Origin of the sequence: Chryseobacterium aquifrigidense, from assembly GCF_006716485.1 — a bacterium.
Classification (GTDB): domain Bacteria; phylum Bacteroidota; class Bacteroidia; order Flavobacteriales; family Weeksellaceae; genus Chryseobacterium; species Chryseobacterium vietnamense.
The window spans coordinates 3218629-3232674 of the sequence record NZ_VFPD01000001.1 but is presented as its reverse complement, the minus strand read 5'-3'; the positions used below and the strand labels follow the sequence as shown (position 1 = coordinate 3232674).

The following is a 14046-nucleotide window of genomic DNA, read 5'->3' as shown; positions in this document are numbered from 1 at the left end:
AAATTAAAGTATTTTTGTGGAGTTATTACAATACATTGAGATACTTTATAGAATTTTCTTACAACGGAAAGAATTATTTCGGCTACCAGATACAGCCGGACGCTATTTCTGTACAGGAAGAACTGGAAAAAGCACTTTCCACAATTTTAAGAGAAGAGATTAAAACTACAGGAGCAGGAAGAACAGATACCGGTGTTCATGCCAAAAAAATATTTGCTCATTTTGATACCGAACAGGAAATAAATGATCAGCTGACGCGAAAACTGAACAGTTTTCTTCCACCCGATATTTCCATTAAAAGGATTTTTCCGGTAAAAGATGATTTTCACGCCCGCTTTGATGCAACCTACAGAACCTACGAATATTATATCTCGCTGGAAAAAAATCCGTTCACCCAGGAATCTGCATGGCAGCACTGGAAAAGAGGTCTGGATATAGAGGCGATGAATGAAGCCTGTAAGATTCTTTTCGAATACGAAGATTTTACCAGTTTTGCCAAATTAAAAACAGATAATAAAACTAATATCTGCCAAATTTACAAAGCAGAATGGGAGCAGAACGGCTCAGAACTGAAATTTACTGTTTCTGCTAACCGTTTTCTAAGAAACATGGTGCGCGCCATTGTGGGAACTATGGTTGAAATTGGAACCGGAAAACTGAAACCTGAGGATCTCCGTAGAGTAATTGAAGATAAAAACCGCAATGCAGCGGGAACTTCAGCACCAGGACATGGGCTGTACCTTGTAGATGTGGGATACGACTTTACATAAAAAACTATAAATAAATAATAATCATGTTATCAATTTTTATTCTTATCGGTGCTTACCGATATTATGCACAACTAGCGGAAAGGTTTGGAAAAACAAAGTGGCAGTATGGTATTCTGGCTATCGGAATTTATCTGGGAACCCAGATCGTGTTAGGTATGGGTTACGGTGTATATTTGGGTGCAAGAGATCCTGAATCTCTGGATAATGTAAATTATACAGGCTTTTCCGGTGTGAATATAGTAGGTTGGCTAATCTCTATTGTAGCAGTTTGGGGAGTTTATAAATTGCTGGAAAATAAGTTTATAAAAGAAAGACCTGCAAAAACCATCGAAATTGAAGAAATAGGGAAGACCCTTGATCAGTAAAACACATACTGTTTTTCTTTTTAATATCAGAAATTAAGATTATTTTTAAATACCATTAGGTTTACTAAAAAATAACTATGACTGAAATTGAAAAGCTAGCCTTTGCATTGCATCATTTTGCCGGACTTTCTGAAGAAGATTTCAGCCTGTCTGAAAATTTTTGGATACCCAGAGAATATAAAAAAGGAGATTTTTACAATCTTCAGGGAAATGTATGCTCTTATCTGGGATTTATAGTTGATGGTGTTTTCCGTTCTTATGTCATCAATGGAGAGACAGGTGAAGAAAAGAATGTTTTTCTTTATTCTGCCAATGGATTTGTGGTTCCTTTTAAAAGTTTTCTTAATCAGATTCCTTGTGATTATTTTACTCAGGCTCTTACAGATGCTTCTATTATTTTTATCCGGCACACGGATCTGCTTTCTCTTTATCTGCAGTCGCATCAATGGGAAAAATTTGGAAGGCTTCTTGCACAGGCGGCTTTTAATGTTACCATGACAAGGGTAGAAGGATTTTTATTAAAGTCTCCTGAAGAGCGTTATCTGGATCTGATGAAAGAGCATCCGGATATTTTCAGTAATGTTCCTCTTTATCATATTTCTTCCTATCTGGGCATTCAGGGACCTTCACTGAGCAGGATAAGGAAAAGAATTTCAGGTAAATAGTACGATTTTAACCTGAGTTAAAGTTTTTATCATTTTATCTGCGGAAATTTGTTTCATCAATTTAACAAAATAAAAAGGTAAAAATTATGAAAACAAAAACAATCGTATTGATTCATGGGTTATTTGTGAATAATACAAGCTGGAAAGAATGGAAGACATATTTCGAAGCTCAGGGGTATACTGTGCATACACCATCTAATCCTGGGCATGAAGGAAATCCTGTAGATTTAAAGAATACTATTCCCGGAGAATTAAGACATGTAGGTTTTGACGAGACAATCAGCAATCTTTTAAAACTGATAGACAGCCTTCCTGAAAAACCAATAGTTATAGGACATTCTTTTGGAGGTCTTATGGTACAGAAGCTGATTGATATGGGAAAAGCCGCCGCCGGAGTAAGTATAGACGGTGCGCCTCCGAAAAATATAATGGCTCCTTTTTCTACCATTAAAATCGTTTGGCCGGTGGTGAATTTTTTCAAAGGAAACAGTCCCTATCTGGGAACAAAAGAATGGTATCACAAAGCGTTTTTCAATAATTATTCGAAAGAAGAAAGTGACAGATTATACGAAGCGGTAGCAGTGCCTGAAAGTAGAAAATTAGCAAAAGATCCTTTATTTAAAGCTTCTGCGAAACTAGATCTGAAGAAACCACACCAGCCACTTCTGTTCATTGCAGGTTCTAATGATCATATTTTTCCGGCAGCATTTTCAAAGAAAATAGCAGGGGCTTATAAAGATTCCAACAGCATTGTAGATTTTAAAGAGTTTGCAGGAAGAAGTCATTTCATCTGTGGTGAAAAAAATTGGGAAGAAGTTGCAGAATATGTTTTGGGGTGGATACAAAAGAATGCTTAATATATTCATATTGTAAATAGTAGGTATCTGATATTTTCTATGACGATTTGCAAAAGTTGTAAAGGCAGTCCGGTTATAATGTCTTATTTTTGCATAGAATATTTTAATTCTTTCTTTCGATTCGTACAATGAAAAAACAAGATACCTGGGGAATTATAAAAAGGCTGTTCTTTATCGGAATGAAGTTCCGTTCATGGTTTATCCTTACGCTTATAATTTCTATTTTCCTTTCTATTGTTTCTACTTACAGGCCATATCTTACTATGCAGGTGGTGGATAATGATATTACAAAGCTTCATGATAAGGCTTTGATGATGAAACATATCTATATCCTTGTAGGATTGGTGTTTGCTGAAACAGTTTTAAACTTTTTCCTGGTTTATTTCTCAAATTTTATCTCGCAGAATGTAATCAGGGATATCAGAGAGCGTTTATATGCTAAACTGATTTATTTCAAGACCTCATTTTTTGATAAAACACCTATCGGACAGCTGGTAACGCGTGCGGTAGGAGATGTGGAAACCATTGCAACGGTATATACAGACGGTTTCCTGATGGTATTCGGAGATATTCTGAGAATTCTGTTTGTACTGATTATGATGTTCAGTACCAATGTCCATCTGAGTTATATTACACTGGCTATTTTACCTTTAATGGTGGTGATTACAAGATTCTTCCAGAAAAGACTGAAAAAAGCTTTCGGGGATGAAAGAAACTGGACATCCAATCAAAACTCTTTTGTTCAGGAGAGACTGGCGGGAATGTCAATTATTCAGGTATTCAACAGACAGGAATCCGAATTCAAAAAATTTGATGACATCAATATTACGCTGAAGGGTGCATTGCTGAGAACTGTATTCATTTTTTCACTGTTCTTTCCTGTAGTGGAACTTATTTCTTCGTTATTCATTGGATTTATCCTTTTCTACGGAGGTTATATTACCATCAGCGCGGGAGTTGTGATTGCGTTTATCCAGTATATTTCAATGCTGATCCGTCCGCTGAGACAGATTGCAGACCGTTTCAACAATATTCAGCGAGGAATTGTGGGAGCAGAAAGGGTACTGGGATTAATGGATGAAGAAAATTCAATGCCGAATAACGGTACAGTAAAGAAAGACCATTTTGCAGGAAAAATTGAATTTCAGAAAGTACATTTTGCCTATGATGAAAAGCAGGAAGTTTTGAAAGGAATTGATTTTAAAGTAAATCCGGGAGAAACAGTCGCTATTGTAGGGGCAACAGGTGCCGGAAAATCTACCATTATCAGTCTGATCACAAGATTATATGATATCAATTCCGGAAATATCCTCATCGATGATGTGGATTTAAAGGATTATGAGCTTTATAATCTTAGAAGTCATATCGGAGTGGTATTGCAGGACGTATTCCTTTTCCATGGAAGTATTTTTGAAAATCTTTCCTTTGGAGATGACAGCATAACTTTAGATAAAATAAAAGCAGGTGCCAGAGAAATTGAGGTAGACCAGTTTATCCAGCAGCTTCCTGGCGGATATGATTATGTAGTGAGCGAAAGAGGGTCGTCAATCTCTTTAGGCCAAAGACAATTGCTGTCTTTCCTGAGAGCTTATTTATCAGATCCGAAAATTTTAATCCTGGATGAAGCCACCTCTTCTATCGATCACGAAAGTGAAAAACTTATTCAGAGAGCAACAGAGAAAATTACCAAAAACAGAACTTCCATTATTATTGCTCACAGACTTTCCACTATTGAGAAAGCCGATAAAATCATTGTGATGGAGCATGGTAAAATTGTAGAAGAAGGGAAGCACCTTGAGCTTTTGGATAAAAACGGATATTATGCTACGCTTTACAAAGCACAGTTGCGACATGAAGTGGAAATGGAAGAAGAAAAAGAATCATAATCCATAGGGAATAATAATAAACAAAAAAGAGAGTCATCACGATTCTCTTTTTTATTTAAATATATAATTCATTTAATGCTTTTTAAAACTACAGAAAACAAAATTCTGAACAGTTTCAAAAGGGGTGATATGATCTTCAGTAATGCATTTTATTTTTTCAAAGCTTTCTTTAAATTTTTCTGATAATGATTCCTCGTCATACTGCTGAATATCCAATCCGCTGCATTTCGTAGGTCCGTTTTTGGAAAAAGTTCCAAGGATCATAAAGTTATTCACATTCTTTTCTGCAATATCAATATATTTTGAAACCTGTTCCGGAGTTGTAAGGAAATGAAAAGCAGCCCTGTCATGCCAGATATCATACGTCTCTGCGGGCTCGAAAGCTGTAATATCTGTGACAATCCATTTTACCTTTGATGCAGAATCACCCAGTCTTTTCTGAGCCTTTTCCAGCGCTTTGGCCGAAATATCAAGCACTGTAATATTTTCGTAACCTTCCTCAAGAAGAAAGTCAACAAGGTTGCTGTCGCCGCCGCCAATATCAATAATCTTAGCCTCTTTTCCCAAGCCTGAAGATTTGATAAAGTCAAGGGAGGTCTGTGGCTTTTTCTGAGTCCAGCTTACCTGTTCAGGATTCTTTGTTTCATATACATTTTCCCAATGATTTTTGTTGTCTGAAGATATCATGATTCTTTTAATTGATTATTGATCTCTTCAAATTTATTAATTAATTCATCAAGTTTTCCCTGCTGTTTCTTTATTGTTTTAGGTCTTAAATAGAACCAATTAAAAGCAATCCATGCTAATGTCAGCGTATAGGTCAGAATCGCTGCACTTAATGTCATTTTTGAAGTGTATTCATACATGTAAAAGCCTATTCCCAGAAAAAGCATAATAAAATATAAGTTGAGAATAGTGGTCTGCATAAATTTCTGCTTACTTTTTACTACATATAAACTCTGCAGATATTCATTATTCGATTGGGTCTGATCAATTTTGTAAAAAACCATAAACATTTTATTATAAGCAAAAAGGAACATAACCATGGCCAGAATGACAAGCACAATCCCGATTTTTGTAGTCATCATTTGAGGCTGGAAACGATACCAGATATAAATAATTAATAATGAGGTGATGATCAATGAAATATTGGCCAGAATCAGCTTACGGAGATTTTGGTTTCTGAAGTTTTTCAGCTTGCTCAGAAGTTCTTCTATATTCGGTTTGTTGGAAGTCTGCTGCTTCCATATATTTTTAAAATCGATATTAGTAGCCATTTTCTTTAAACTTTTGTGTTAATTTTTCCTTGATTCTGTGAATTTTTACTCTGATATTAGATTCTGAAAGTCCAACGATATGGGCTATCTCGGCCTGTTTTATCTCTTCCAGTTCCAATGAAATAATAATTCTGTCTGTTTCCGCCAGCTCCGAAATAAACTGATACAACATTTGTATCTGAGGTTCCATAGATTCCTGCTTTTTTTCTTCCAGATTGATGGGGAGATCTGTTTTTGCAAATTTCTTTTCCTTCTCAATCTGTCGGAGACAGTTATTGGATGCTATTCTGAAAATCCATGTTCCTACGCTGGATTCATTCCTGAATTTGGGAAGCTGCTGCCAGACAATGATAAAAGTTTCCTGAGCAAGATCCCGGGCAAGTTCAGAATCATTCACATATCCCATGCACAGTCGGAATATCTTTTGCCAATAAAGTTCGTATATCTCTTCAAAAATCATTATTTCGCAGATAAAAAGTGAGTAAGCTGGTTAAAATACCAATCCTTATCATCGTACATAATAAAGTGTAATCCCTTTGAAGCATACTGCATATTGGCATTCTTTAAATTTTTGTACTGCCCTTCAATCGTTGATTTGAGGTTAACAAAAAAAGATTCCAGAAGAATAAGGGAAGGACATTGGATATTTTTTATTTTTTCTCTGAGATCGGTATTGTAAAAATCACAGTACATCTTAGCGAATGTTTTTCGGTCTGATTTCATGCTCCAGCTGATCACGGTTTCCTGCATCGAAGTATCGGCTAAGAGACGTGGCATAGCTTGTGCCTGCATTTTTCGGAACTGTTCGTCGTTCATTGCTGTCAACTGAGTAATGGTAGCCGAACAGTCATTGTTTTCTTTAGAAGTAAAATTAGGATCAGATAGGGCTGCCAGGCATGGCAGTGTGTCTACAATGATAATTTTGCCTATAAGTTCAGGATAATCAGCTGCAATAGCCAGGGCAAGACCACCTCCCATACTGTGCCCGATGAGGATAGGCTTGTCAATTTTATTATTCCTGATGTATGCTGCTATTTCTTTCTCCCAGTCTTTAAAACTGGCATCAGTCTGTGGTTTTGTTCCTGCGAATCCAGCCATTGTTAAAGTATAACAGGTGAATTCTTTTTCAAACTTTGAGGTTGTTTCATTCCAAACATCACCCGAAGAGGCAAATCCCGGAATGAAAATTAACGACTGATTCCCTTTTCCTGTTTTCTTTACTTCAAACGGATAAGTTGTTTGTTGGCCGAATATATTGCATATTGCTAAAAAAAATAACATGATGATCAGAAGGAATGTGAATTTTTTCATGATTTCTAAAGTTTTAAAGTTTATTTGTCTTTTAGAGACGAACCTTTAAAAAATGTTACACAAAATTTAATTTTTTTTTTTGAAAAAAAAATATCCTCCTTCTTCTAAACCCTCCTGTTTAGGGCAAAATCATATGAATTTAATCTTATAAAAGTTGATAGCAGTTCTTTTTGAATAATAAAATGGTATGAAATAATGAATAAGTTTCAGATAATTATTAATCCAATATCCTTCCGTAGAATCTGCTGATATCAAAATAAAATCCGGGTACTTTGTACTTGTCTTTTTCAAATTCCTGGTAATCACATTTTCCTTTCAGGCTTTGTGATTTTGTTTCCATTTGAAATCTGTTTAAAAGGACGTATTCATCTGTCACAGAAATAACATGAAAACCCGTCTCACAAGTCAGGCCATCTCCCGAGGTCAGAATAGCATTTAATAATCCATGGAAATTTCCCGCAATTTTTTCAGCAGTAACGTCATCATTATTTAAATGATACAGGTAAGCGAGATAATTCATGGCACGCAAATCCAGGGGATTTTCATCCAAAGCATCCAAAAACAGTTGGATTCCCTTTGAAAGATCTTTTTGTGAAATACCTTCTCCACGATAATATTTGGCAACTTCTTCAGACTTCTTTCCGATTTTATAAGGCTGATACTCTTTTTGGAAGGTATATCCGAAGTAAAGATGACGATATTGATTGCTGGTGAGAAGCGTATCGTTCTGTTTTAACCTCTTTAAAAGTTTCGGATAATAGAATTCTGAATTTTTATCTTCAATATTTTTTTGAATAGCAGTATAATCCGGTGCTTTGAATTCCATTTTCTGACCATGCAGGAAAGTAAGCAGGACTAAGAAGAATAAAGAGAAAAATGCTTTAATATTCATGGTTTGTATAAGGTGGTTACCATTTTTTGTGAGATTAAAAATACGAATTATGCATCAATCAAATAATATAGACATACTATTTGTAAAAAAAATAATAAAATATTGTCAAAGTGTTACTTTGTGTCAATAAATTTACTAACTTTATTCGGAATTTGAGAGGTTACCCCTCATATTTGAAGGGGTGAATGGAATTTTTAACTAAAAAACTATAAATATTAATGAGCAGTAGTATCCAAGATGAATTTAAAGTCTTCAAAGACGAATTGAGAAAGTTGAATATCGAAGTACAGAAAGTTGTAAAAGTAGGAAACGGTAGCATGGATTTCCACGAGGTTTTCTACAAATCACCGAGGTATCAGGAGGTAAAAAGTATATACGTCCAGCGTCATAATCTGGATAGTATGATTGAAAAATTTAAACAGGCCTATCATTAAGAAATAAAACGAGCGCTGCAGTTTTTCTGTGGCGCTCGCTTTTTATACTATTTCTGATATTAATCTTTATCCAGTGTAGAAGTCTTTTTTGTGTCTTTCATTCCGATATAAACAATCAGAGAAAAAAGAATACATCCTGTAATGTACCAATAAAAGTATTCTTCGGAACCAATCTTTTTGAACCATAGTGCAATATATTCCGCTGTTCCTCCAAATACTGCAACCGTAATAGCGTAAGGTAAGCCAACGCCAAGTGCCCTGATTTCGGAAGGGAAAAGTTCTGCTTTTACCACTGCATTGATGGATGTGTAGCCACTTACAATAATTAAAGCTGCCATAATCAGGAAAAAAGCCCCCCAGATTGAAGTAGTTGTACTCAGTGCTGTAAGAAGTGGAACAGTACATAATGTTCCCAAAATACCAAAACCTAAAAGAAGCGGTCTTCTTCCTATTTTGTCAGATAAACTTCCAAATACAGGCTGAAGGCACGCAAATATAAAGAGTGAAATAAAAGAGACTAATGTAGATTCCTCCTTTGTAAGGTGTACGGTATTCACCAGGAATTTCTGCATATAAGTTGTATAAGTATAAAAGGCCAATGTTCCTCCCAATGTCAGTCCTACCACTGTAAGCAAAGCTTTAGGATGTTTCAGAAGTTCTTTTACTGTTCCCTTTTTCTTTTCGCTGACTGCTTTTTTATTCTCAAATGCTTCGGTTTCATGAAGATTAGCCCGAAGATATAATGCAATGATAGAAAGCAATGCCCCAATTACAAAAGGAATTCTCCATCCCCATTCCTCCAGCTGAGCCTCAGTAAGTAAAAGTTTCTGTAAAACAAGCTGAATTCCCAATGCGATAAGCTGCCCGCCTATTAAAGTGACATATTGAAAACTTGAATAAAATCCTCTTCTGTCCTGCGTGGCCATTTCGCTGAGGTAAGTTGCCGAAACCCCATATTCACCGCCAACACTTAATCCCTGAAGTAATCTTGCCAGTAAAAGCAATAAAGGAGCCAGGATACCTATTGATTGATAAGTGGGAGTAAGAGCGATTAATAACGATCCAAAAGACATCAGCAGAACAGAAAGCGTCATCGCTTTTTTCCTTCCGATTTTATCTGCTATACTCCCAAACAGCCATCCGCCGATAGGACGCATCAGAAAGCCTACTGCAAAAATACCTGCAGTATTCATCAGTTGGGCATTCAGATCGGAATCAGGAAAGAATGAATGGGAGAAATAAATGGCAAAGGCTGCATACGCATACCAATCATACCATTCAACGAGATTTCCGATAGATCCGCCAATAATGGCTTTGATTCTTTGGCCTGTGGTGATTGAGTTTGAGTCCATAGATGTATTTCCAGAAAGTTTTTTTAATAATGGGATCCAAGATACAAATTTCAGAAAAAAATAAACCGTTCCTAAAAAAGAACGGTTGAATACTCTGTCGGAATAATTTTTTAAAATCTATATCCAATGGAAAGCCCGCTTCTGAAACCTGCCCACGGTCCGTCCACTTTTATTCTGGCACCATTGGCATTGGTTTCTACGGTATACTTAACAAACGGAATATCCAGATTTTCAATTTCCTTTTTAAGCTGAGCCTGCATATCAGGTGTCAGTACATAATCTGACGTCATCGTAAAATCACCTTTTCCACTTCCATAATGGGCTCCGGCGATCCAGAAATCCAGGACAAGATTCTGGCTTCTGGTCAGAAAGAACTGTACCCCTACCATGAGTCCACCGCTGTTTCCTTTGGTGTCTCCATGTCCTTTAAGGGGAATTGGATAAGTCACTCCATTCGGGCCATTATAATCATAATAAAAATCAAAAGTATTGGACGTAACACTTGAGTATCGGTAATAAGGCGCAAAATAAAACCCCTTTCCATAGCCTTTTCCTATATAAAATCTTGGCTCTATGGTAAAATTCGTGGCTTTTACTCTCAGATTCTGGAATCTTTTTTCATCTTCATCTTTCAGAAAAGCATTGATAAAAGGTACTTTTCCTTCAGTCATAGTTCCAAAACCGACATTCACGGAAAACCATTGGTTGATGGCTCTTTCATAGGAAAGATTGATATTTCTGAATGCGTAAGCCGTGACATTGGTCTTGATGATATTCATCTTCTCTGCCGGGCTGTTCTGCATTTCCTGAGCTCCCAGGGCCGAAAACAGGAAGCACGGAATTAGTATGGATGCTTTTTTCATGACTCAATATTTTGTGATGTAAGAAAATACCAGCAAAAAACGGGCTGAATTTAACATAATAATCAGAATATGAAGAAAAATAGGTCGATTTTCTAATTGTTTACGGTTATAAATGTAATAGTCATCGGTAATTGATTGTCCTAATAGTATAATTCATCTTCAGACATGAAAAAAACTATATATACCATCTTATTTCTTTGCAGTGCTTTTATGTTTTCTCAGGAGAAGAAAAATGATACCGTTGATGCAGTGGTCCCTAAAGAAATTCAGGAAGTTATTTTGAAATCACAGCGTAAAAAACAATTTGCAGACAAAGCTGTTTATACTTTCGATAAAGAAGCGCTGGATAGAGCGCGCTATGCGAAAGATTTGCTCAGCACACTTCCGGAGTTACAACTGAATCCGGTAGAAAATACCATTACCAGTACAAAAGGAGGAACTACACTATTTCTTATCAACGGGATTGAAGCTACAGATATGCAGATCCGAAGTGTTGCACCTACTGAGGTTGTAAAAGTGGAGTATTATGATATTCCGCCGGCAAGATGGGCTACGAGAGCAGATACTGTAGTTAATATTCTTACAAAATCTACAGAAACAGGGTATGTGTTTGGGGCAGATGTCTCTACCGCTTTGAATACCGGATTTGTGAACGGTTCTGCTTATGCCAATTATACAAAAGGAAAAAATAATTTCGGACTAGAATATTCCCTGAATGTGAGGGATTATGATGACCGGAGAGTAAACAGCATCTATGATTACCAGCTGAATGGAAAGCATTATCGTTCTGATGAAAACAGAAAAGATCATTTCGGGTATACTTTCCAGAATGTTGCTTTGCGTTATACCAGGCTTGTTCCTGACGATTATGCTTTTCAGGCTAAACTGAATATGGATATTTTCAGCAGATTTTCAAAAGGAGTGGGGCAGAGTGCCTTTACTGAAGATAATCTGAAAGAGGAGCACAGTATGTTTAAAAATAATGGATCAGATTACGTGATTCCTAAGCTGGATCTTTATTATTCTAAAAAAATGGGCGAAAAAGATGAGTTGAGTATCAATATAGTAGGTTCTCATTACACAACCAATACCACAGAAACAGCCAAAGAATGGATCGTAGGTTCAGGATTATCGGTATATGATAATGATATGGTATTGAAAGCAAAACAAACTAGTTTGGTAGGAGAGTTGGCGCATGTACACGATTTCACTGCAGGAAAGCTTTCATCCGGATACCGTATATCAAGGTCTTCTATTTCCAATGATCTGAATAATCTTTCAGGATCTTCCCAATACAGTGTCAATTATCTGGAACAGTATTTCTACACCGAATTTTCAGGAAAAGTAAATAAGTTCAGCTATCGTATCGGAGCCGGTCTTACCAATATTCATAACAAAAGTGCAGAGAATACTTTTGATGAATGGACTTTTACCCCGAAGGTTATTTTAGCTTATCAGATAAAAGGAAATCAGAATCTTCGTTTTACAGCAAGTTATAATCCGGTAAGTCCCTGGAGTAATGCTTTGAGCAGTAATGTGGTACAGCTGGCTCCAAATATTGTTCAGAGAGGAAATCCTTTCTTAAAATCCCAACAGGTCTTTTCCAATAACCTGAACTATTCCTTTAATAATAAGTATTTTGATTTTAATGCAGGTTTGTTTTACCGATATACCAACAGGGTGATCAATCAGTATTATGTTCAGGATGAGTTGTTGAATGGGTATGCTTTAACTTACGAAAACGGAAAAAATGCGCAGAGGTATGGAGTTCAATTGACAGGATCTTATAAACCTTTTGGAAATAGTCTCCTTGTTATAAAAGCTGTGATTACACCAACTTCAGAAACGGTAAGAACAAGTAAAGAGGCTTTGATTAAAAATAATTATTTAGGAAATTATTTTTCGCTTTCGTCAGAGTATAAATCTTTCTCCGTTCAGTATCAGTTCAATATTCCGGTGTATAGCCTTAGTGGAGCATTCCTGAATACCAATGAAAATCAGAATAATATTTTTCTGAGCTATAAACGTAAAAACTGGACATTTTCCACAGGAATGTATTGGATAGGAATGCCTTCAGAGTATAAAACGAAAAGTTTACCGGAAAGCCTGGTAGATTATAAAGTTCATACACAAATAATGAACAATAAATCAATGTTTGTAGTAGGGCTGAGTTATGATTTCTCCAAAGGAAAAAAGACAGAAATTCAGCGAAAGCTTAATAATGATACTGCTCCTGCAGCTACTTTCTAGATGCTCATTTGAATGTTAATAAAAATCCCCGCTCATTTGTAGGAGCGGGGATTTTGTTTTATTATTTCTTGATGAATTTCGTATTCTTTGTATCAGCAGCATTTTTTCCACTGACCTGAATGAAATAAGATGCAGGAGGAAGATCTGAGATCTGTATATTTCCGGATTTTACATCTGAAGTTTTAACCAGTTTACCATCCAGACTGTAAATATCTGCCTTGGAATAATTATCTGTATTTCCTTTGAAACGGATAAAATCCTGTGCTGGATTTGGATAAACCACTAGGTTTTCTTTTTTCACTGCATTGTTTACAGCCAGGAATGTTTCACTTAATGCAAATGTAGTTTTTACATTCTGATTGATGCTCAACAATGGAATGCTGATATTTCCGCTTGTAGAATTAAGCAGTGCATATCTGTGAGAAGCATCGTAATAAGAATATGCTATATTGGTAATTGTTCCGATAGGGTTAGAATAAGTAACATCCAGAGCTGAATAGAGATTGAAATTCTGTGTGAATTTTACTCTCAGAACATTATTGTATGTTTGATTTCCTATAATTAAAGTTCCATATGCATCAGAAATAGCAGTCATTGTACCACTGAATAATCCGCTGGCAGAAGATGAGGAAAAAGTACCTTTCGCGGTGTCGTTTTGTGTTGGCCCGTACGTTGTTGGATAATTAATATGAGTACCATTATCCACACTAAAATTTAAAGTTGCCTGTGTATTTACAATTCCTGTAATTTCCAGTTTAGTAGTTGACGCTTTGTAATAAACGGTTGTTCCTCCATCTACCATTTTAAGAGTAGAACCCGGGAACGTTGCTATTTCAGTAGAAGTAGGAGTGGAATAGGTTGTTTGTGACGCGGCTCCCATTGTAAGTCCTCCATTTGAAAATGTTGCGTTTGGTCCTGTTGCAGAGTTGTTTACGGTACCGGCTGTGTTATTATAATTGATAACGTTTCCGGAAATAGGATCATTGGATGCTTTTGTAAGCGTGATCTGCGCAGACATCATGGCAGACGCTCCTAGTAAAAGGAGTAAAGATTTTTTCATAGTCAGAATTTTTTGTTAAAAATAATTAAAAAATAGTATTCAAATGTTAATTTTTTCTCTTTTT

General features: G+C 36.1%; 15 protein-coding genes. 7 read left to right on the top strand and 8 right to left on the bottom strand.

The genetic code is table 11. The features are described from left to right. Window positions 1–14 precede the first annotated feature (14 nt). The 5 genes from truA to FB551_RS14410 all read left to right on the top strand — a co-directional run bounded on the left by truA (window position 15) and on the right by FB551_RS14410 (window position 4543). Window positions 15–770, top strand: coding sequence for a tRNA pseudouridine(38-40) synthase TruA (gene truA / locus FB551_RS14430; protein ID WP_226798698.1), 756 nt, complete (start codon window positions 15–17; stop codon window positions 768–770). Window positions 771–793: 23 nt separating this feature from the next. Continuing rightward, window positions 794–1135 carry a hypothetical protein gene (locus FB551_RS14425; protein WP_142017977.1) on the top strand — a complete coding sequence of 114 codons (342 nt, stop codon included), beginning with the start codon at window positions 794–796 and terminating at the stop codon, window positions 1133–1135. 77 nt (window positions 1136–1212) lie between these two features. Continuing rightward, a complete protein-coding gene (locus FB551_RS14420) occupies window positions 1213–1800 on the top strand; it encodes a Crp/Fnr family transcriptional regulator (RefSeq protein ID WP_142017976.1) in 588 nt (195 codons plus the stop codon). Between the two features lie 86 nt (window positions 1801–1886). Beyond that, window positions 1887–2657, top strand: a complete 771-nt coding sequence (locus tag FB551_RS14415; RefSeq protein ID WP_142017975.1) for an alpha/beta hydrolase — start codon at window positions 1887–1889, stop codon at window positions 2655–2657. Between the two features lie 128 nt (window positions 2658–2785). After that, window positions 2786–4543, top strand: coding sequence for an ABC transporter ATP-binding protein (locus tag FB551_RS14410; RefSeq protein ID WP_142017974.1), 1758 nt, complete (start codon window positions 2786–2788; stop codon window positions 4541–4543). 72 nt (window positions 4544–4615) lie between these two features. Here FB551_RS14410 and FB551_RS14405 read toward each other — a convergent pair whose 3' ends face one another. From FB551_RS14405 to FB551_RS14385, 5 genes are all read right to left on the bottom strand, one after another. Next, on the bottom strand, window positions 4616–5230 hold the full coding sequence (locus FB551_RS14405) for a class I SAM-dependent methyltransferase (protein ID WP_142017973.1): 615 nt from the start codon (window positions 5228–5230) through the stop codon (window positions 4616–4618). Then, window positions 5227–5820, bottom strand: a complete 594-nt coding sequence (locus tag FB551_RS14400; protein WP_047435318.1) for a hypothetical protein — start codon at window positions 5818–5820, stop codon at window positions 5227–5229. Before FB551_RS14400 ends, FB551_RS14405 begins: the two co-directional genes overlap by 4 nt. After that, a complete protein-coding gene (locus FB551_RS14395) occupies window positions 5810–6280 on the bottom strand; it encodes an RNA polymerase sigma factor (protein ID WP_047435315.1) in 471 nt (156 codons plus the stop codon). Before FB551_RS14395 ends, FB551_RS14400 begins: the two co-directional genes overlap by 11 nt. Next, window positions 6280–7131: an alpha/beta fold hydrolase gene (locus FB551_RS14390; RefSeq protein WP_142017972.1), complete on the bottom strand. Its 852-nt coding sequence runs from the start codon at window positions 7129–7131 to the stop codon at window positions 6280–6282. Before FB551_RS14390 ends, FB551_RS14395 begins: the two co-directional genes overlap by 1 nt. Before the next feature lie 217 nt (window positions 7132–7348). Beyond that, window positions 7349–8023 carry a DUF4919 domain-containing protein gene (locus FB551_RS14385; RefSeq protein WP_142017971.1) on the bottom strand — a complete coding sequence of 225 codons (675 nt, stop codon included), beginning with the start codon at window positions 8021–8023 and terminating at the stop codon, window positions 7349–7351. Window positions 8024–8241: 218 nt separating this feature from the next. Between FB551_RS14385 and FB551_RS14380 the strand changes: the two genes are divergently transcribed. Then, complete coding sequence (locus FB551_RS14380; protein WP_047435309.1) at window positions 8242–8457, top strand: hypothetical protein; 216 nt, start codon at window positions 8242–8244, stop codon at window positions 8455–8457. Between the two features lie 59 nt (window positions 8458–8516). Here the strand turns inward: FB551_RS14380 and FB551_RS14375 are convergent, their stop codons facing one another. Together FB551_RS14375 and FB551_RS14370 are read right to left on the bottom strand one after the other, a co-directional pair. Further along, a complete protein-coding gene (locus FB551_RS14375) occupies window positions 8517–9809 on the bottom strand; it encodes an MFS transporter (RefSeq protein ID WP_142017970.1) in 1293 nt (430 codons plus the stop codon). A gap of 110 nt (window positions 9810–9919) precedes the next feature. Then, window positions 9920–10672, bottom strand: coding sequence for a hypothetical protein (locus FB551_RS14370; RefSeq protein WP_047435303.1), 753 nt, complete (start codon window positions 10670–10672; stop codon window positions 9920–9922). Between the two features lie 165 nt (window positions 10673–10837). On the opposite strand from FB551_RS14370, the gene FB551_RS14365 reads away from it, so the two are divergent. Further along, window positions 10838–12922 (top strand): TonB-dependent receptor domain-containing protein, encoded by a 2085-nt coding sequence (locus tag FB551_RS14365; protein ID WP_142017969.1) that lies wholly within the window; start codon window positions 10838–10840, stop codon window positions 12920–12922. Between the two features lie 61 nt (window positions 12923–12983). On the opposite strand, the gene FB551_RS14360 is transcribed toward FB551_RS14365, so the two are convergent. Then, window positions 12984–13982 carry a T9SS type A sorting domain-containing protein gene (locus FB551_RS14360; protein ID WP_142017968.1) on the bottom strand — a complete coding sequence of 333 codons (999 nt, stop codon included), beginning with the start codon at window positions 13980–13982 and terminating at the stop codon, window positions 12984–12986. Window positions 13983–14046 lie beyond the last annotated feature (64 nt).